This window comes from Blautia sp. DFI.1.216, assembly GCF_020594215.1.
Lineage (GTDB): Bacteria > Bacillota > Clostridia > Lachnospirales > Lachnospiraceae > Blautia_A > Blautia_A wexlerae.
The window spans coordinates 20408-41131 of record NZ_JAJDML010000036.1 but is presented as its reverse complement, the minus strand read 5'-3'; the positions used below and the strand labels follow the sequence as shown (position 1 = coordinate 41131).

Genomic DNA, 20724 nt, shown 5'->3' with positions numbered 1-20724 from the left:
AGATATCTAATCCTTTTAGGAATAAATATCTTCTGCTTTTAAGTTAATGACATTGCTAAAATACCTCACTTTGATCACCGGAGTTTTAACATTGTTATTAGGAGTCTACACTCTTGTAAGACCAATGAGAACTTTTCTTGCCATCGGATGGATCCTGGGAATCCTTCTGTTTGTAAATGGTATTGAACTTGTAATCCTTTCTTTATCCAAAGAAAAGAAAGAAATCGGAGCATGTATTCTCGGTGTTCTGGAAGGACTTGCAGGTATTATCTTATTATTCAGCGGCATTCAGCGGTTCATCACAGACGTAATGGCAGCTTATATGGTCGGTGCAATCATTCTGATCTACGGTATTTTCCAGATTGCCGCCGGCACAAAGGTATATAAAACATCTAAAGGAAAAGGTATCCTGAGTATTGTGTGCGGTGTTTTATCCGTAATTGTCAGCATCATTTCATTTACCCATCCTATACTTACCATGATCTCTGCAGGATATATGATCGCTTTTTCTGTTTTGATGCAGGGTATCAATATGATCGTACTTGGAATCAATTTCGGAAAGACCGAAAACTAACAAAAAGGTTATGACTGTATGAATAACACAAAAAGCCCCAAAAACGTATCTTTAAAAAATCAGCTTGAATTGTGGCTGTTCTGTGCACTCATTGGTGCTGTTGCCGGTGCACTGGTATGGATCCTGCTGAAAATAATGGCAGTGGGAACTGAATTTCTGTGGAAATGGTTTCCCGGAAAAACCTCTGTTCCCTATTATACGATTCTTATCTGTGTAGCCGGTGCGGCAATTATCGGTATTTTCCGAAAAATATTCGGAGACTATCCCGAAGATCTGGAAACCGTTATGGAAAAAGTCAGAGTAGAAAAAAGATACGAATACAAAAACATGCTTGTAATGATGGTGGCCGCACTGCTGCCATTACTCATAGGAAGCAGTGTAGGTCCCGAAGCCGGACTTACCGGTATTATCGTAGGTTTATGCTACTGGGCCGGAGACAACCTTAAGTTTGCCAAACAGAATACCAGAAATTATTCGCAGATCGGTGCCGCAGTCTCCATGAGTGTGCTGTTTCATGCACCTCTGTTCGGCATTTTCGAAGTAGAAGAAAACTCTGAAGAAGACCTTGCAGCCTTAACAAAGGGTTCCAAATTATTTATTTACGGAATCGCGCTGGCTGCAGGCACTAGTATTTATGCAGGTTTATCTGCACTTTTTGGTGCAGGGCTTTCCGGATTTCCATCCTTTGATATGGTGGAAATCCAGAGAAAAGACTATCTGCTTATGATTCTGTATATTTTGTGCGGTCTTATCCTGGCATACTTCTATCAGGCAACACACAAGCTGACCGGAAATATTTCCAACAGATTCCCGGCAGTTGTCAAAGAGATTTTTGCAGGTTTATGCCTTGGAATCACAGGTTCATTCTTACCTGTACTTATGTTTTCCGGAGAAGATCAGATGGGAACACTTATGAAAACTTACACCTCCTATCTGCCGCTGGCACTTATTGCTATCGCGTTTTTCAAACTTCTGCTGACAAATCTGTGTATTCAGTTCGGTTTAAAGGGAGGACATTTCTTCCCTGTCATCTTTGCCGGAGTATGTATGGGATACGGCATGGCAATGCTGACCTGCGGGCCAGACGGGGGACATGTGGTATTTGGAGCTGCAATCGTTACTGCGTCACTTCTGGGCGGAATCATGAAAAAGCCACTGGCAGTAACCATGCTTCTCTTCCTCTGCTTCCCGGTTAAAATGTTTATCTGGATATTCATCGCAGCAGCGGTTGGGAGCAAACTTATCACACTCAAACCAGAGCAGGAACCTTCTGCAAATTACAGCAAGCAATAGAGTCGCTACCAGACAAAAAGAACCATTATATCAGAAAACATGGCTGTATGCTTCAGGCAACAACTATAACTTCTGTATATAATGGTTCTTTCATTTACAATTACATGTTATTTTTATAATTACTTTTCTCCGGAAAGAAGAATACGGTCATTATCCAGCATCTTACCGGCACCTGTCTTAAACTTCTCCAGAAGACCTTCCACTGTCAGGCCTTTCTTTTCTTCTTCATGGATATCCAGCACAATATCTCCGGAATCCATCATCAGAATACGATTTCCCAGATCAAGGGCCGACTGCATATTGTGGGTGATCATCAGACAGGTAAGCTGATGTTCCTCTACAATTCGTTTCGTAAGATTCAGTACCTTCTCTGCTGTGCCCGGGTCAAGGGCTGCTGTATGCTCATCCAGAAGCAGAAGCTTGGGCGGATTCATGGTTGCCATGAGAAGTGTCAGCGCCTGTCTCTGTCCACCGGAGAGAAGTCCTACCGGCTGAGTCATACGTTTCTCAAGTCCTATATCCAGAAGTTTCAGCTCTTCATGGAATCGCTCTTTCTCCTGTCTGGACACATGGGAAAGCCATCCGCCTTTCCCTGCTGCAAGCGCCAGATTCTCTTCTATGGTCATTCCAGGTGCAGTTCCCCTCATAGGATCCTGATACAGGCGACCGATGGTCTTTGCACGTACATGCTGGGGCATAAAAGTAATGTCCTGTCCATCCAGCATGATCACACCGGAATCTGTAAAAAAATCTCCACAGATTGCATTAAACAGAGTGGATTTACCAGCTCCATTGGAACCGATGATCGTTGCAAAATCGCCCTTCTCCAGATTCAGGGATAAATCTCTGATGGCCTGTTTCTCGTTTACCGTACCCGGATTAAAAGTCTTGGAAATATGTTCAATCTTCAGCATAAATCACTGTACTCCCTTCCTGTGAGTCATTCTTCTCTTAATCTGCGGCCACTGTTTTTTCAAATATGGACCTGAAATAGCCAGCACAACGATCACAGAAGATACCAGTTTCAGCATAAATGCCGGCATATTGAATCTCAGTGCAACGGTATATACCAGACGGAAAATAAAAGATCCAAGTACCATGCCAACAGCTCTCACGAAAATTCCACCTCTGCCAAGAATCGTACCACCAATCAGCAGGGAAGCCAGCGCGATGGTAACCATTCCCTGTCCGATATTGATATCTACAGATTTCTGTGACTGAGACAGAAGACATCCGGAAAGTGCTGTGAAGGAGTTGGCAACACAGAGACCTACAATCGTAGTAAATACCGGATTAATAGATGAGGATTTTACCATATCTGCATTATTTCCTGTTGCCCTGATTGCCAGACCAAGTCTTGTCCTTAAGAAAAATACAAGGAAGACAATCACAATGGCTACTGCAATGAAAGCAACTACAATATCTCCTCTTCCTTTCAGCGGTGTACTTTTCAATGTTTCTTTCATCATGGAAAATACCGTCTCTGTTCTGTTCATATTGATCAGGGAGGAACCTCCCATCACTGCAATATTCACAGAATAAAGAGCCGTATTAACGATAATTCCTGCAAGAAGACTGTCAACACCCAGCTTTGTCTGAAGTATGGCTGTCACAAAGCCCGAGCATATACCTGCAGCCATAGCTGCAAAAATTGATAAAAAAGGATGTCCGCTGACTGCCACTGCTGCTCCCACTGCTGCTCCCAGTGTAAAACAGCCATCAGTGGAAAGGTCACAGACATTCAGCATGGAATAACTGAGAAACAGGGCAAGAACTGTCAATGAACAGATCAGGCCAAGTTTCAGCGCGGTCTCTCCAAGAGAGAGTATAGTCGCAATAGTCACGATGATTTCCTCCAGTTTGTATTTATTTTATTACATTCAATGAACAGCAACAGAAAATATCTGCTGCTGTTCATTTTAATCCAGAAAATATATCAGTCTTTTCAATCGGCACAATGGATTCCATAAACCCAGAACTTATTCTGAATTTATTCAAAATGCTGTCCGAATATCCTTATTATTTCTCTACATCATCAAAGCTCTCTGCTGTAACGATCTCATTTACCTGTGTGCATAACGGCTCGAAATCTTTTTTAACAGTTTCAAGATCAAGTCCAAGTCCCTCGCAGGTTTCTGTGTTTACTGTTGCAGTACCATTATCAAAAGTTTCAACAGATGTTGTTGCAGGATCTGCATCATTCATAAGGATGTCTGCGATCATATCTGCTGTCTTCTGTCCAAGGTTTGCATAATCAACACCATATCCGACAAATGCACCGTTTAGTGCAAAGGAGTCAGCTCCTGTATACTGTGGGATACCTGCATCAATGAATTTCTCATAGATAGAAAGCTCTGCTGTCATAATTGTGTTGTCAGTTGGTGTGAATACTGCATCTACGCCATCTGCCACCAGTGCATCTGCTGCAAGCTGTACCTCATCTGTTGTGGTACCTGTACGCTCTACATATTCGATGCCTTCTTTATCCAGATAATCCTTGGCTTCCTGGATGGCTGTTGTAGAAGAATCCTGTCCGATATCGTATAAAAGTCCGATTTTCTTTACATCCGGGTTCACTGCCTGGATCAGTTTCATGATGGATGCTGTATCCAGATAATCGCTTGTACCTGTAATGTTTGCTCCAGGTGCATCCAAATCCTCTACAAGACCGCTTCCTACAGGATCAGACACTGCGGAAAATACAACCGGTGTATCGGTTCCTTCTGTTGCGGACTGCATACGCATTGCTACAGGTGTTGCAATACCTACCATCAAATCTACATTATCAGCCTGAAAATCAGAAATGATCTGTTCCATAACATTGGCATCTGCATTACAGTTATCATAGGACACATCAAAATTTACGTCTTTTTCCTTGCCGATTTCTTCCAGACGGGACTGGATGTTGTCTACGATCTGATTCAAGGAAGCGTCATCTACATAATTGCAGATACCGATCTTGAAATCCTGTGCCATAACCGGTGATGCCATCATCATAGTTGCCATTGCTGTTGCTGCGATTGCTAATACTCTTTTTTTCATAGTCTTTTTTCCTCTCTCTACATCTTATTTAGCAGTTCATGGTTTTTTAACTGCCATAGTCTCAGGGATGTTTGCCAATCCCTTGTTACTGTCTGTGAGAAAGAACTCCCCGGATTCCTCTTTTTCCCAGATGTGTCAACTGCTGTGATACCCACCTGCCATCAGCAGATTTTCCTGCATTACAGGGGGTGCCATATAACAGATTCTCTTTATATATAAAAAAATCCGCCACAAGCTATCTGTTGCTTGAGACGGTAATAAGAATCTTATTATCGCGGTACCACTCAAATTGACGAATCGTCCACTTTCTCATGTACAAACATACACTCCTGATTTATAACGGGTTCGGTTCCCGTCGGTGCCTACTCTCACGCTTATCAAGATTTCGGACCGCCCTCGAAAGGCCATTCAACAATCAGTTTCATACGGCTTCCCACCAACTGCCGTTCTCTGGAATGATTCTTGGTTGTTTACTCTTCTTTCTCATCGGTTTTGATGTGTTTACTTTACCACGCTAATGCAGATATGTCAAGAGGTTTATTTTTTATTTTTTTCCATTAATTTTTTCAAAAGGGACGCGAAGGAATGGGAAGGGATTTCGGGCTTAGTTTCGGAACCATGTAATTCTAAGGCATTTGGGAAGTTGCTAAAAGCATTCAAAAAAATCTCAAACTCGCTTCGCTCAGACAGTGAGATTTTTTTGAATAACGCAACTTCCCAAATACCAAGAATTACTATGAACCCTCAAATGCGCCCGAAATCCCTTCCCATTCCTTCGCTGTGTACTGGCAAATTGACATATATTCCATTTTCGACAGCATGCCGAATTGCTTGTATCAGGATGAGTGCAAGCTCCTTCTGATAAACTGCGGAGTAGTTATTCAGTGCAGAGCCCGTAGCGAAGCGGATGATTTTATCCGCTTGACTTCTGTTAAATGCCTGCTGCAATGATATTGGGACCTGTATATTTCAGAATAGCAATATGTAAACAGTGATGTTTACAGAACGATGTGATAAGTGTTAAAATAATGTTCAGAAAAGATCTGTGATCTGCTATGTAGTGATTTTAAGTTTATATAGATTAGATTATATAGAAATGAGGGATATTATATGTCAACAGCAAAAATGGTTTTTCATGGGAGTGATATTGAGAAAATATGTGAGGTCTATCAGCTTAAGTCTGAGGAAATTGTGAAGTTTGGGGCTAATGTAAATCCGCTGGGGCTTTCCGAGCATGTAAAGGAACAGCTTGCAGGACGGCTGGATATCCTGTCTTCTTATCCAGACAGAGATTATACTTCACTTCGCAGCACAATTTCAGAATATTGTAATATTCCTGCTGAATTCATCCTGCCCGGAAATGGTTCCAGCGAACTGATCGCACTGCTGATACAGGAACGAAATCCAAAGCATACCCTTATCCTGGGTCCGACCTATTCAGAATACTCCAGGGAACTCTCCTTCTCCGGAAGCACTCAGGAATACTACCACCTGCGCGAAGAGGATAACTTTGTTCTCGATGTAGATGACTTTTGCCGGACTCTGGATGGAAAATACGATTTTCTCATCCTCTGCAACCCAAATAATCCTACCTCATCTGCAATTAGCATAAATGACCTGCGCAGAATCGTTTCCTTCTGCAATGAGCGGAACATTTTCGTGATGATCGACGAAACTTATGTAGAATTTGCCCCGGATATCAATGAGATCACTGCTGTCAGCCTTACCAGAGAATTCACGAACCTTATGATTCTGCGCGGCGTATCAAAATTCTACGCAGCCCCAGGTATGCGTCTTGGCTACGGAATCACCGGGAACCTGGAATTTCTCAAAAAAATGAAAGAAAAACAGGTACCATGGTCCCTCAACAGTCTGGGAGCCCTGGCCGGCGAGCTGATGCTCAAGGACAAAAACTACATCCGCCAGACCCGAGACCTCATTCTCTCAGAACGCACCCGCCTGCTCAAAGCACTGGAGAATATCCCCACTTACAAAACCTACCCGGCCTACGCCAACTTTCTCCTCCTGAAAATCCAGAAGCCCGGCCTGACCTCCCGGGACGTCTTCGACGCCTGCATCCGTCAGGGTCTCATGATCCGTGACTGCTCCTCCTTCGAATGCCTGGACGGCGAATACATCCGCTTCTGCATCATGCACCCCGAAGACAACACCCGACTCCTCAATATTCTGGAATCTCTTTAATTGCTATAGTTAAAACCAGATACCAGCGGAGCGGAAAATATTTTGTCTGGGGTGCATTTGCAGGAGTCTTAGATATTCTTAGTTTTCAGAAATCTGCGTTATGAGCTGGCTGCATCACTGTCTGAGCGAAGTTTGCAACGGAGCGAGTTTGACAAGACGGCTCATGCTTTTAGCAGATTTATGGAAACTTAGAATATCTTAGGCTCCGAAACCGCACCCCAGACAAAATATTTTCCGCTCCGCGTCCCTCTTGAACATAAAAAGAGCCAGAAACTCCCCTTTTCCGAAGTTTCTGGCCTTTTTTATCAGTTTTTAAAGCTATGGATCGGTGCCGGAATCCTTCCGCCACGCTGCACAAACGCATCACAGGAGAACTGGTTCACCGGCATGATCGGTGCATAACCAAGCAGTCCACCGAACTCAACCACTTCGCCAACCCCCTTACCAATTACCGGGATCAGACGAACCGCCGTAGTCTTCTGGTTCACCATACCAATTGCAGACTCATCCGCAATAATACCCGCAATCGTAGAAGCCTTCGTATCTCCGGGAATTGCAATCATATCAAGACCTACAGAACATACACAAGTCATAGCTTCCAGCTTCTCGAGAGTCAGTGCCCCTGCATTCACCGCATCAATCATACCCTGATCCTCGCTGACCGGAATAAATGCACCACTCAAACCACCAACTGCTGTAGAAGCCATAACTCCGCCCTTCTTAACCTGGTCATTTAACAGAGCAAGCGCAGCTGTTGTGCCCGGTGCACCTGCATGCTCCAGACCAATCTCCTCAAGGATCTCAGCAACACTGTCACCAATTGCAGGAGTAGGAGCCAGAGACAGATCCACGATGCCAAACTTAACACCAAGACGTCTGGAAGCCTCCTGTGCTACCAGCTGACCAACACGTGTTACCTTGAAGGCAGTACGCTTGATCATCTCACAAAGAGTTTCAAAATCCTTACCTCTTACCTGTTCCAGCGCAGTCTTAACAACGCCAGGTCCGCTGACACCAACGTTGATGATAGTGTCTGCTTCTGTCACACCATGGAAAGCACCTGCCATAAACGGGTTATCATCCGGTGCATTACAGAATACAACCAGCTTCGCACATCCCAGGGAATCCTGATCTTTGGTAGCTTTCGCTGTTTCCAGAACGATCTCACCCATCAGCTTAACAGCATCCATATTGATACCTGTACGTGTAGATCCAACATTTACAGAACTGCAGACACGCTCTGTCTTCGCCATAGCCTGTGGGATAGATTCGATCAGAAGTCTCTCAGCAGGAGTCATTCCCTTGCTTACCAGTGCAGAATAACCGCCGATAAAGTTTACGCCTACCACCTTGGCAGCCTTATCCAGAGTTTCTGCAATAGTTACAAAATCTTCCTTTGTCTTACATGCAGCTCCGCCAATCAATGCGATCGGAGTTACGGAAATTCTTTTATTTACGATCGGAATTCCATATTCACCGGAAATAGCCTCACCTGTAGATACCAGATCCTTTGCACAGGTTGTGATCTTTTTATAGATTTTCTCATTTAAAACAGCAAGATCACTGTCAATACAGTCCAGAAGGCTGATACCCATAGTAATGGTACGCACATCCAGATTCTCCTGCTCGATCATTTTATTCGTTTCATTTACTTCAAAAATATTGATCATTTTGTTTTTCTCCCTTGTATGTTCTCTCAGCATTTTTCAGGCAATCTGATACAGGAAAGTCCCTCAGTGGCTTACCTGCTTAGATTTTCTCAGATTCTGTGCATTACATTGAAGATATCTTCATGCTGGCAGCGGATCACTACACCGATCTTATCTCCAAGGGCTTCCAGTTCTTTGGCAAGAACTCCGTTGTCTTTCTCACATTTGCTGGCATCTGTTACCATCATCATGTTGAAATATCCCTGTACGATGGTCTGGGAGATATCAAGAATGTTTACATTATTGTCTGCAAGATAAGTACAAACCTTTGCAATAATTCCTACGGTATCGTTTCCTACTACTGTGATGATTGTCTTTTTCATAAGTTCTTTGTCCTTTCTACACTGTAATTACTTCTGATATGCAATCCCTCTGTGCCACCTGAATTCTGAAATCACGCGACTTATAAGGGTTGTCACCTAAGGTTACTTCTGAACAGACGGTTTCATATGCCAGTTCCTCATAATTATTTTCCCTGCTCAGATGTCCAAGGAAAATCCCTTTCATATTGTCATGTAGCAGCCTGCATAAAAGCCTGCCTGCATTCTCATTGGAAAGATGTCCCCTGTCTCCAAGGATTCTCTGTTTCAGATAATAGGGATATTTTCCAACCTGCAGCATACGGATGTCATGATTTGCTTCCAGAAGAAGCGCATCCAGATTCTGCAGATTACCGACTATGTACTCATTATATTTTCCAAGGTCTGTAGCAATCCCCACAGAATGCTCTCCACACTCTACCCGGTATCCTACGGGCTGTGCAGCATCATGAGGGATCGTAAAAGGATTCACTGTCAGATCATTAATCTCAAAAGGCTCATCTTCATGTATCTCACGAAAAATCCCTTCCGGCATTTTTCCAAGATTCATGTGAGATAAAGCTTCCACAGTTCCTTCTGTCGCATAAACCGGTATCTGATGTTTCCTTGCGATCACGCCCAGACCTTTGATATGATCCGAATGTTCATGTGTAATCAAGATACCATCAATATCTTTTCCTGTCAATTCCAGAGAATTCAATCCCTGTTCTACTCTTTTTCCGCTGATGCCTACATCCACCAGAAGATGGGTATTATCTGAGCCCACATAAATACAGTTTCCGCTGCTTCCGCTGGCAATGCTACAAAGTCTCATATTTTCTGATTCCTTCCTCAATCTGCCGTCTGGTCTGTGCAAAATCTCCGTTATTTACCACGACATAGTCTGCATTTTCCCGAAAAAAAGTCTCCGGTGCCTGACTGGCAATGATACTGACTGATTTCTCTCTTGTATAACTGCGGTTCTCCATCAGTCTCCTGATACGAATCTCTTCATCCGTATGAATATACCATATCGTATCGCAAAACTCCTGATAATGATCTTCCAGAAGGAGTGCAGCTTCCACCACACATATCTTCTGTCCCTGCTGTTTCTTTACAGCTAACTGCTCTCTGATGTACTGTTTCACAGCAGGATGGATGATCTGGTTTAATTTCTCCAGAAGCTCTGGATGTGAAAATACTACATCCGAAACCTGTCTGCGGTCAATAGTTTTATCATTTTTTATGATTTGTCTTCCAAATAGTGCAATCACCGGTTCATAACAGGACTGCCCCGGCTCCATCACCAGATGCCCGATCTCATCTGCTTTCATCACATATGCCTGATACTTTTCTTCAAGAAAATCAAGCACTGTACTTTTTCCGGCACCCACTCCGCCGGTAATTCCTATTGTTATCATCATCACTTCGCCTCATACCAGTTATTACCCTGATGCATATCGACTTCCAGTTCTACGGAAAGCTTTGCGGCACCTTTCATCTCTTCTTCAAGAATAGCAGAAACCTGCGGGATTTCCTCTTTACAGGTCTCTATCAGAAGTTCATCGTGTACCTGAAGTACAAGACGGGATTTAAGATTCTCATCCTTTAATCGTCTGTACACACGGTTCATTGCAATTTTAATGATATCCGCCGCAGTTCCCTGTATTGGAGAGTTCATGGCTACTCGCTCCCCAAAAGACCTCTGCATAAAATTACCGGATTTCAGTTCCGGGATCGGCCTGCGTCTGCCAAACATGGTAGTCACATATCCTTTTTCTTTTCCCTCTTCCACCAGTCCGTCAAGAAATCCTTTGATCTTTGGATACGTTTCAAAATATCTTTCAATATATTCGGCTGCTTCTTTTCGTGTGATACTTAAATCCTGACTGAGTCCAAAGGAACTGATCCCATAAACGATTCCAAAATTTACTGCCTTGGCATTTCTCCTCTGCAGATCTGTCACCTCATCAAAGGGCACATGGAATACCTCTGATGCTGTATGTCTGTGGATATCCTGGGCTTCTTTATATGCCTGGATCAGTTTCTCATCCCCTGACATATGTGCCAGAACGCGAAGCTCGATCTGGGAATAATCCGCATCCAGAAATACATATCCCTCTTCCGGAACAAATACCTTACGGATCAGTCTTCCAAGCTCCATTCTTACAGGGATATTCTGAAGATTCGGCTCTGTGCTGCTGATCCTTCCTGTTGCTGTAATTGTCTGGTTAAAAGTAGAATGAATCCTGCCGTCCTCTGCGATCTCACCAACAAGCCCGTCTGCATAAGTAGATTTCAGTTTCGCAAGCTGACGGTACTCCAGAATATCCTTTACAATGGGATACTCCGGTGCAAGCTTTTCCAGAATATCTGCCGCTGTGGAATAACCTGTCTTTGTTTTCTTTCCGCCCTTAAGGCCAAGCTTTTCAAACAGGATCACTCCCATCTGTTTCGGAGAATTGATATTAAACTCTTCCCCTGCCTGCTGCCAGATCTGCTTCTCCAGTTCTCCAATACGTACACTTAGTTTCTCACCGTAGCTTTTCAGTTCTTCACTCTTCACGCTGATTCCCCATTTTTCCATGGAATCAAGAGTAAAGATCAGCGGAAGCTCAATCTGTGTATATACATTCCACATATCTGTATCACGCAGTGCTTCACACATGGGTTTCCGGCAGGCAAGTGCTGTATAGGCCATGTAGCAGGCCCATGCTGCAAGCCCCTCTGCACTCTCCTCCCATGCTTTTTCCACTGTTTTCTTTCCAAGAAGTTCCTCTCTTGCAGGCAGGATACGACCATTCAGATATTCCTTTGCCATATCATCGTAAGTATAGGAGGATTTCAGAGGATTCAGCAGATATGCAGCCACACCTGCATCAAATACAGCCATCGGATCATCAGATTTTATATGCTTGAGTAATGCCTTTACATCCAATGCACATACACATTTTTTATCATATTTCAGAGTACCGTCTGTATTGACATCAGATATCTCATTTTCCGGATCCTTCTTCACATCATCTGTATTAGATTTCATAATGTTCTCTGTGTTGGATTCAGATACTTTATGAAGGAGCCCTTCCAATTTTCCGCAGAGATAACCTTCTGTGATCATCCCCTCTGCAGGAATATAATAAATTTCCTCTTCATTCAGCGCAAGTCCTGCACCAAATACTCTGCCATTCTCTGTAACCAGAGAAACACCCGCTGTCTTTCCTGCTTCCGCTTTCGCAAACAGCGCTTCACAGCCTGCCAGGTCTGCACATGTGAAAAACTCCTGTTCCAGCGTATCTTCCTGTACTGCCGCAGAGTCAAAACGGTTAAGCAGATTCTTAAATTCCAGCTGTCTGCAGAGAAGGAAAGCTTCTTTTGTATAAAGATTTCCCAGTTTTGCCTTTTCATACGAAAACTCTATGGGACTGTCCGTACAGATCGTAGCCAGAGCCTTGCTCATCTGCGCCATATCATAATGTTCTCTCATTGATTCCCTGGCTCTGTTTGGCTTCAGCTCTTCCAAATGTTCATGAGCATTCTCAATACTTCCATACTCCACAATAATCTTTGTGGCAGTCTTCTCACCTACTCCCGGGATTCCCGGAATATTGTCAGCACTGTCACCCATCAGCGCCTTTAACTCAATGATCTGGGGAGGTGTCACCTGATATTTCTCGATCACCTGCTGTGCATGATAATCCTCTATGGTGGTCTTGCCCCTTACAGTCTTTGGCAAACGGATCATAACCTTATCTGTCGCAAGCTGAAGCAGATCTCTGTCACCGGAAAGGATTGTCGCATCCATTCCTGCCGCTTCGCTTTTCCTGGCCAGAGTTCCCAGAATATCATCCGCTTCGTAGCCTTCTTTTGTCACAACATTCACACCCATTGCAGTAAGCATTTCTTTAATCAGCGGTACCTGCTCTCTCAGTTCTTCAGGCATGGGTTTACGTGTTCCCTTGTATGCTTCAAACATCTTATGGCGGAAAGTCGGTGCCTTCAGGTCAAATGCCACTGTCAGATACTGAGGCTTCTCTTCCTCGATCGTCCGAAGAAGGATATTCAGGAAACCATATACTGCCCCTGTGTGTTTTCCTTCTGAATTTGTAAGATCCGGCAGACCATAAAAAGCTCTGTTCAGAATACTGTGTCCGTCAATCAGTAATATTTTTTCGCTCATAAAATCCTCCAGTGTCTTTATAGAATGTAATTTGTCTCCATCATTACAAAAATCAATATTGCCGCAATCGTAGCGATCAAAAGGCATATACTTACTCCAAACATCAGCCAACTGGCTTTCTTCTTGCGGATATATCTTCTGGATTTCCGGATATCCTGTTCCAGCAGTTTTTTGAAATCCAGAACCGAATCGCTGCTGTCATCATCAAGCTGCTGTGTTACCTCATGTACAATAAAATATGTTTCCAGTTCATCATAACAGGAAGAACAATTCTGTACATGATCGAGAAACTCTTCCAGTTCATTTAGTGGAAGATCATGTTTAATATAACTACTCACCATTCCTTCTGCAGTTCGGCAATCCATCTTCATTCCCTTCTTTCTTCCAAAAAACATCCAGGATGCTGCGTTCACTATTACGAATTATAACCGAACCGGAGTTAATTGGCAAGGAAAAGCAGCAGAAGCTCAAATCGCCTCTGCTGCTTTCATTGCTGTTCACTCAGTTTTCAGTGACATAACCAAATTTCCGGATTGCCTGCGGCAATGGACTTTTGGCTTGTATATCTTGAGAAAATATCACTTCTGCAGATTCACTTTCCCAGAAGATGTATCTGCATCAGCTTCTGTACTGTTTTCGGATTCTGCATTGTTCTCAGACTTTGTATTACTTTCAGATTCTGCCACTACAGTGGGAACCTGTACAGGTGCATTCAGGATCTTCATAAATTCCTCACCTGTAATTGTCTCATGCTCATACAGATATTTTGCAAGTTCATGGAGCTTTCCGATATTGTCCTGAAGGATTTTCAGTGCTTTCTGGTGTTCCATCCTGACAAGCTCCACAACCTTCTTATCCAGAAGAGTCTGTGTCTCAAAAGAACAGCTTAAGCTGGAGTCTCCGCCCAGATACTGATTTGTCACATTCTCCATGGCAACCATATCGAAGTCTTCACTCATACCATATCTAGAGATCATTGCTCTTGCAAGCTTAGTCGCCTGTTCGATATCATTGGATGCTCCGGTTGTAATAGAGTGGAAGATCAGTTCCTCAGCGGCACGACCGCCTGTAAAGGTCGCTATCTTATTTGCAAGTTCTTCCTTTGTCATCAGATAATGATCTCCGTCATCTACCTGCATGGTATATCCGAGTGCTCCTGATGTACGCGGAATAATAGTGATCTTGTGGACCGGTGCAGATTCGGTCTGCTTTGCTGCAACCAGCGCATGTCCGATTTCATGATAAGCAACTATCAGTTTTTCTTTATTGGAAAGAACTCTGTTCTTCTTCTGATATCCTGCGATAACTACCTCGATACTCTCCTCAAAATCTGCCTGGGTGGCAAATTTTCTGCCGTCACGTACTGCACGAAGTGCTGCTTCATTGACAATATTTGCAAGTTCTGCACCGGAAGCTCCGGCTGCAGCTTTCGCAATCTCATCAAAACGTACGGAATCTGCGATCTTAATCTTCTTTGCATGGACTTTAAGGATTTCCTCACGTCCTTTTAAATCCGGAAGTTCAACAGGAATACGTCTGTCAAAACGTCCGGGACGAAGAAGTGCGGGATCAAGGGAATCCGGTCTGTTGGTTGCCGCAAGGATCACAACACCTTTGGAGCCGTCAAAACCATCCATCTCTGTAAGCAGCTGGTTCAGAGTCTGCTCGCGCTCATCATTGCCGCCTGTAAATCCGGCACCATCACGTTTCTTGCCAATTGTGTCGATCTCATCGATAAATACAATACATGGAGCTTTCTCATTCGCCTGTTTGAAAAGATCACGCACCTTGGCAGCGCCCATACCAACAAACATTTCCACGAATTCAGAACCGGAAATGGAGAAGAACGGAACTTCCGCTTCACCGGCTACCGCTTTTGCAAGAAGTGTTTTACCTGTACCCGGAGGGCCTACAAGAAGGGCTCCTTTCGGCATAGATGCACCGATTTCTCTGTATTTCTGCGGGTTATGAAGATAATCTACGATTTCTGTCAGAAGATCCTTGGCTTCGTCCTCTCCCGCTACATCTGAGAATTTGATTCCCGTAGATGATTTCACATATACTTTCGCATTACTCTTTCCAAATGACATTGCCCCACCGGGACCTCCGCCCATGGAACTCATCATCTTCTTGCTGAGCCACCTTCCAAGAAGGATAAAGATGGCAATCGGCAGTACATATCCTGCGATCAGACTGATCCAGATAGATGTCTGCTGTGGTGCTGCTGCACCGAACTTGACATTTGCATCATGCAAACGGTCTACAAGGTCAGGATCATTCATCTTGACAGTTCTGAAATAACCCTCCTGTCCGTCACTCTCTGCTACATAATAAATATAATCATCCTGAATTTCTACTGTCTTAACGTAATCCTTCTCTACTCCTGTCAGGAAAGTACTGTAATCAGTCGTCTGTACCTTTCGTCCCTCAATTGCAGGAAGTAACAGCACATTCAGAAGAATGATAATAACTGCCGCAATGATATAATATACATAAAGCGGTTTTCTGCCAGGCTTTTTATTATCAAGGTTCATTGGCTTTTCCTCCATTTCGTTTTGTTATGATGTACCATATCACTTATTCATCTCTTTTTCAAGAAAAGCGAGATAAATTTCATAAAGATTTTAGAATTATCTGAACTGTTCAATACGGCAAATAAAAAAAAAGCGAGAACCTTCACAAACAAAGGCTTCGCTTACTTTTTAATGCCGGCAGTGGGACTTGAACCCACACGTGGTTGCCCACAACAGATTTTGAGTCTGCCTCGTCTGCCATTCCGACATGCCGGCATTGAAACGAGTATTATCATATCACGTTTTTGTCGAAATAGCAAGGGCATTTTTGAGTTTTTTTTAATATTTCACAAACCTCGTTTTAGAATACACATTGCTTGCCTTGATCAGTTTCTGATATCTGGCAAACAGCTTCTCAGGAAGTCTGATAGTTACGGTTTTGTTGACCGCAAAAGCTTTTTTTCCAACATAGTTCAGTGCTGTACTGTTGATCCTGATCACTTTGACTGCCGGGCACTGGTAAAAAGCTCTGGCATCTATATGTCTGACACTGGCAGGAAGTATAAAATTTCGCAGTTTCGTACACTGTGCAAATGCGTTGCTGCCAATTCTTTTTACTCTGCTGCCAAATCTTATGTTCCGCAGATTCGGGCACTGGCTGAACGCATATTTTCCAATCGTTGTTACATTATTTCCAAAAATAACATCTGTAATTTCTTTGTTCCCGCTGAAGGCATTCTTGTCAATTGTAGTTACTTTATAAACTTTATCATTGATCACAACTGTAGCCGGAATCTGTATCACATTATATTCCGCAGCAAGACCTGTAACGCTTACTTCTCTTTCATTTAAAATCTTATAGCCAATTCCACCTATCAGGTACTTATAGCTTCCACCCTGTTCAGTTAACGGAGCTGCATTGAACTGATATCTCACAGGTTGTACAATATCGTTTTTCTCCCATATACCTCCTGTATATTCTTCTCTCTGGAAAAAGACATATATATTGTATGCACGTTCCACCTTTGTATAAATACCCTTTGCAGAACCGATTTCCCATTTCCTGTGAATATCGCTTTCCTGCGGCTTGAGAGAAAGACTCCAGTATAATGGTGTCCATCTGACATCTCCCTCAACAGGATTCGTATTCTGCGTTCCGGCACCGGTCACATTAAATTTATAGTAAGTGTTGGGATAGAAAACCAGAGGTTTGTCAAGTCCTTCAACGACACTGTCATTTGGACTTACCCCTTTGCTTTCATCTGTGTCTGTTGAAGTTTCCTCTCCGGCTGCCAAGATGAAATTCTGTGTATCTGCTCCATCCTGAAATTCCGCTGCACCGGCCGTACTAACCGGAACTGCTGCCAGAACACCTGCCAGCACCATAGCTGCTATTTTTTTCATTACTCTCTCCTCCTCTTTTTCAGCAGTATATAAAATATATACAACTGTTCAGTCCTTTCTTATAGCAATAGTGAACTGTTAAATACTTACGACATTTGTGTTACTGTTCTGCTTACAATTTATATCTACATCTTGTATTTTACTTATTTTTCTGCTAAATGTCTACCTTGATTTTCTGCTAATCCTGTCGTATTTTTGTTACTGTTCACTCCGTTCTCAGTAACTTAGCCAAAATTCATTTCAGATTGCCTACGGCAATAGAATTTTGGCTTGTATGTCTCGGGATTTTGGCATATTCATGCCAAAACACCTCGCGGGATAGTGCTATGTGAATAGTAACGCATTTTTACTTCATCTGTATTCCACTTCTCATACGTGATATAATCCGCACCCATTTTCCTGAAAATGTCTACCATATCTTCATTCCGGCAAAGCCATACGGATATGCGGATTCCATTCTGATGAGCATTGTTGATATCATTCATACTGATATTTTTATACTCTGCACTTATGTCCAGATCATATTTCTTACACTGCTGTATCATAGAAGCATTCATGCGCACTGTACGGATCCACTGCATTTTTCCTGTAAATCCCATCTCACGCAGTTTACCAAGTGTTTCTATGCGAAAACAGATGAGTACCGGCTCTTTCTGTGATTCAGTCAGAAGCTGCATGAACAAATTCATGGCTTCTTCCGTACGAATTGACTTTATTTCAATCACCGGCGTCACAGAGTACTTATTGCAGCATGCAATATACTGTTCCAGTGTAGGAATAAGATTATCCGGATACTGCGAAGCATTTCTTCCATTTATAATCGGATACTGCTTTATCTCCTCATAAGTCATCTCTGAAATAAGCCTGTCCTCCCCGCACATCCGCAGCAAAGAATCATCATGAGAGACAACCAGAACTCCATCTGCGGTCTCTCTCACATCTGTCTCCACAAACTCCGCCCCATTGCGTCCTGCCATCTCAAAGGCAGGCACGGAATTCTCAGGTGCTTCTGTCTGTTCACCTCTGTGCAAAATATAATGAGTAACTCCATCCAGGGGTTTCCGGAACTTTTCCTCATCTTCCGGTGCAGGTGTGATTTTCGGAGTTGGCGTGACCGTTACCGTCGGCTCCGGGGTCACAGATGGTGCTGGTTCATCCGGCGTCAGTGTAGGCGTAATTTCCGGAGTTTCTGACGCTGCCGGCAGGACGATCACTTCTATCTCTGATACATACCTGTCAGTACCATAAGAAACACTGGTGATTTTGACATTTCCCGTCTTTTTTGCAGTAACTTTTCCTTTCTTTGATACAGTTGCCACCGTTTTATCAGAAGAAGTATAAGTCAGCCTTTTTCCATACTTCTGCGGCTCCAGAATAATTGTCTTTCCTGCCGTTACTTTCACCTGTTTTTTGTATTTCTTAAAAAGAACTGTTTCCGTTTTATTATAGACAAAAACCTCGCAGTTTACTTTCAGTCCACTCATCTGTGCTGTGATCGTTGCCTGTCCGGGCTTTAAACCATATATCCTGCCATTTATAACCTTTACACATTTTGAGTTACTGCTGGTCCATTTAAACTTCTTTGGACTCACTTTTGTATCATGATTCAGGATCTTTACTGTATAAGTGGCACCGGTCTTTACAACCACCTCAGATTTATGCACTCGATATTCGTCTGCTGCATAAGTATTATCTGCCACAGATATTATACTGGTAAAACCTGTAATTATAAGCACAATAGCAAATATGACAGACCTTACAGTCTGCATGCCTGTTCTTTTGTCTCTGTATTCTTTTTTCTTATCTCCCATTATTCTATCTCTCATCTCTCATATGCCATTCCTGATCTGCTGCTTTTATTTCCGGTATGTTCTTAAACACTTCACAATTCTGATCACATTCGTCTCTGATGCAGGGACAGACCATCTTTACTTTTTTAAAATGTCCGGGAACACCCTCATATTGTACACTCCACAGACCATTGTAATGCAGCTGTTTACACATTCCTGTTTCATATTCATATTTAATCATACGTCTACCTCCGAACAGACAAAATTTTTACAGTACATTCTTCTGAAATCACTGTTTCTCCATGCAAAACGAAAGGCACTAACCTTCCAGCATCATGCACAGATCAGTACCTTTCTTTTTGTGTGTTTTTATGTCCTATCTGCCCCGTCAATACCACAGAACAGTAAATTACAGAATAATCACAACATTATTCCATATCTTCCAGTAATTTCTCATAAATCGGGAAGCAGTCAAATGTTGCGAAATAATCCTTCGGTGTCTCGGCACGGCGGATCATCTCGAAACTTCCATCTTCATGGAGAAGGATCTCAGAAGATTTCAGTTTACCATTGTAGTTATATCCCATGGCAAAACCATGAGCTCCTGTATCATGGATCACAAGAAGATCTCCCATATCAACCTTCGGAAGATAGCGGTCAATTGCAAACTTATCATTGTTTTCGCAGAGAGAACCTGTCACATCATACATATGATCACATGGCTGGTCTTCTTTTCCCATAACAGTGATATGATGGTATGCGCCATACATTGCCGGACGCATCAGGTTTACAGCACACGCATCCACACCAATATATTCTTTATGAGTATGCTTCTCATGGATTGCCTTAGTTACCAGGCAGCCATACGGTCCCATCATGAAACGTCCCATCTCTGTATAGATTGCAACATCACCCATTCCGGCCGGAACAAGTACTTCTTCATATACTTTGCGGACACCATCACCGATCTCTCTGATATCATTCGGAGTCTGATCTGGTTTGTAAGCGATTCCAACACCACCGGAAAGGTTGATAAACTTCACATGAGCGCCTGTCTCTTTCTGAAGTTTCACTGCCATTTCAAACATCTCTTTCGCCAGCATCGGATAATACTCATTTGTCACAGTATTGCTTGCAAGGAATGCATGGATACCGAATTCCTCGGCACCTTTTTCCTTCAGGATCTTGAATGCTTCAAAAATCTGCTCTGTTGTCATACCATATTTGGCATCTCCGGGGTTGTCCATAATATCATTGCTGATCTTAAACACTCCGCCCGGATTATAACGGCAGCTGATCACCTTCGGAATATATCCTACAGCTCTTTCTACACTCTCGATATGTGTGATATCATCAAGATTGATGATTCCGCCGATTTCATTTGCATATTTGAATTCTTCTTCCGGTGTATCATTGGAAGAAAACATGATATCTCCCTCTTTGCATCCGATTGCTTTGGACATCATCAGCTCTGTCATGGAAGAACAGTCACAGCCACAGCCATACTCCTGAAGAATCTGGATCAGGAACGGATTTGGCGTTGCCTTTACAGCAAAGAATTCTTTGAAGCCCTTATTCCATGCAAATGCCTCTTTCACTGCCTTTGCATTCTCGCGGATACCTTTTTCATCATAAAGATGGAAAGGTGTGGGAAACTGTGCGGTGATTTCCTGGAGTTTGTCCAGGGTGACAAATGGTACTTTTTTCATAATAATCTTTTC

At 43.0% G+C, this 20724-nt stretch carries 17 protein-coding genes, 1 tRNA gene and 1 other annotated feature; of the genes, 3 read left to right on the top strand and 15 right to left on the bottom strand.

The genetic code is table 11. The annotated features are described in order from the left end of the window. The first annotated feature begins 46 nt into the window (after positions 1-46). Together LJE11_RS13395 and LJE11_RS13390 are read left to right on the top strand one after the other, a co-directional pair. On the top strand, positions 47-574 hold the full coding sequence (locus LJE11_RS13395) for an HdeD family acid-resistance protein (protein WP_044952045.1): 528 nt from the start codon (positions 47-49) through the stop codon (positions 572-574). Positions 575-592: 18 nt separating this feature from the next. Then, positions 593-1867, top strand: coding sequence for a chloride channel protein (locus tag LJE11_RS13390; protein WP_008704720.1), 1275 nt, complete (start codon positions 593-595; stop codon positions 1865-1867). Positions 1868-1986: 119 nt separating this feature from the next. On the opposite strand, the gene LJE11_RS13385 is transcribed toward LJE11_RS13390, so the two are convergent. The 3 genes from LJE11_RS13385 to LJE11_RS13375 form a co-directional block, all read right to left on the bottom strand. Then, complete coding sequence (locus LJE11_RS13385) at positions 1987-2781, bottom strand: ABC transporter ATP-binding protein (RefSeq protein ID WP_008704722.1); 795 nt, start codon at positions 2779-2781, stop codon at positions 1987-1989. A 3-nt stretch (positions 2782-2784) separates the two neighbouring features. Beyond that, positions 2785-3711, bottom strand: coding sequence for an ABC transporter permease (locus LJE11_RS13380; protein ID WP_008704724.1), 927 nt, complete (start codon positions 3709-3711; stop codon positions 2785-2787). A 175-nt stretch (positions 3712-3886) separates the two neighbouring features. Next, positions 3887-4909 carry an ABC transporter substrate-binding protein gene (locus LJE11_RS13375; RefSeq protein WP_008704725.1) on the bottom strand — a complete coding sequence of 341 codons (1023 nt, stop codon included), beginning with the start codon at positions 4907-4909 and terminating at the stop codon, positions 3887-3889. Between the two features lie 244 nt (positions 4910-5153). Further along, positions 5154-5405 (bottom strand) — a binding site (T-box leader). Positions 5406-6019: 614 nt separating this feature from the next. On the opposite strand from LJE11_RS13375, the gene LJE11_RS13370 reads away from it, so the two are divergent. After that, positions 6020-7111, top strand: coding sequence for a pyridoxal phosphate-dependent aminotransferase (locus tag LJE11_RS13370; protein ID WP_008704726.1), 1092 nt, complete (start codon positions 6020-6022; stop codon positions 7109-7111). Positions 7112-7416: 305 nt separating this feature from the next. Here the strand turns inward: LJE11_RS13370 and LJE11_RS13365 are convergent, their stop codons facing one another. From LJE11_RS13365 to LJE11_RS13310, 12 genes are all read right to left on the bottom strand, one after another. Then, positions 7417-8781: a PFL family protein gene (locus tag LJE11_RS13365; RefSeq protein ID WP_008704727.1), complete on the bottom strand. Its 1365-nt coding sequence runs from the start codon at positions 8779-8781 to the stop codon at positions 7417-7419. Positions 8782-8870: 89 nt separating this feature from the next. Then, a complete protein-coding gene (locus LJE11_RS13360) occupies positions 8871-9143 on the bottom strand; it encodes an ACT domain-containing protein (protein WP_008704728.1) in 273 nt (90 codons plus the stop codon). Positions 9144-9159: 16 nt separating this feature from the next. Next, positions 9160-9954, bottom strand: a complete 795-nt coding sequence (locus tag LJE11_RS13355) for an MBL fold metallo-hydrolase (protein ID WP_008704729.1) — start codon at positions 9952-9954, stop codon at positions 9160-9162. Next, the gene (gene coaE / locus LJE11_RS13350; RefSeq protein WP_227296096.1) at positions 9941-10543 is read right to left on the bottom strand and encodes a dephospho-CoA kinase; all 603 of its coding nucleotides are present in this window, start codon (positions 10541-10543) and stop codon (positions 9941-9943) included. The genes LJE11_RS13355 and coaE overlap by 14 nt, the downstream gene beginning before the upstream one ends. Next, positions 10543-13296, bottom strand: coding sequence for a DNA polymerase I (gene polA, locus LJE11_RS13345; RefSeq protein WP_227296094.1), 2754 nt, complete (start codon positions 13294-13296; stop codon positions 10543-10545). Before polA ends, coaE begins: the two co-directional genes overlap by 1 nt. Before the next feature lie 17 nt (positions 13297-13313). Continuing rightward, positions 13314-13661, bottom strand: coding sequence for a zf-HC2 domain-containing protein (locus LJE11_RS13340; RefSeq protein ID WP_029676784.1), 348 nt, complete (start codon positions 13659-13661; stop codon positions 13314-13316). A gap of 213 nt (positions 13662-13874) precedes the next feature. Then, on the bottom strand, positions 13875-15830 hold the full coding sequence (ftsH, locus tag LJE11_RS13335; RefSeq protein WP_055053421.1) for an ATP-dependent zinc metalloprotease FtsH: 1956 nt from the start codon (positions 15828-15830) through the stop codon (positions 13875-13877). A 172-nt stretch (positions 15831-16002) separates the two neighbouring features. Beyond that, positions 16003-16085, bottom strand: a tRNA-Leu gene (locus LJE11_RS13330). Positions 16086-16148: 63 nt separating this feature from the next. Next, positions 16149-17213, bottom strand: a complete 1065-nt coding sequence (locus LJE11_RS13325; protein WP_227296093.1) for a leucine-rich repeat domain-containing protein — start codon at positions 17211-17213, stop codon at positions 16149-16151. 296 nt (positions 17214-17509) lie between these two features. Further along, on the bottom strand, positions 17510-19024 hold the full coding sequence (locus LJE11_RS13320) for a glycerophosphodiester phosphodiesterase family protein (protein ID WP_173701977.1): 1515 nt from the start codon (positions 19022-19024) through the stop codon (positions 17510-17512). A gap of 4 nt (positions 19025-19028) precedes the next feature. After that, positions 19029-19244 (bottom strand): hypothetical protein, encoded by a 216-nt coding sequence (locus tag LJE11_RS13315; protein ID WP_020993737.1) that lies wholly within the window; start codon positions 19242-19244, stop codon positions 19029-19031. A 187-nt stretch (positions 19245-19431) separates the two neighbouring features. Next, complete coding sequence (locus LJE11_RS13310) at positions 19432-20712, bottom strand: diaminopimelate decarboxylase (RefSeq protein ID WP_227296091.1); 1281 nt, start codon at positions 20710-20712, stop codon at positions 19432-19434. Positions 20713-20724: the final 12 nt, after the last annotated feature.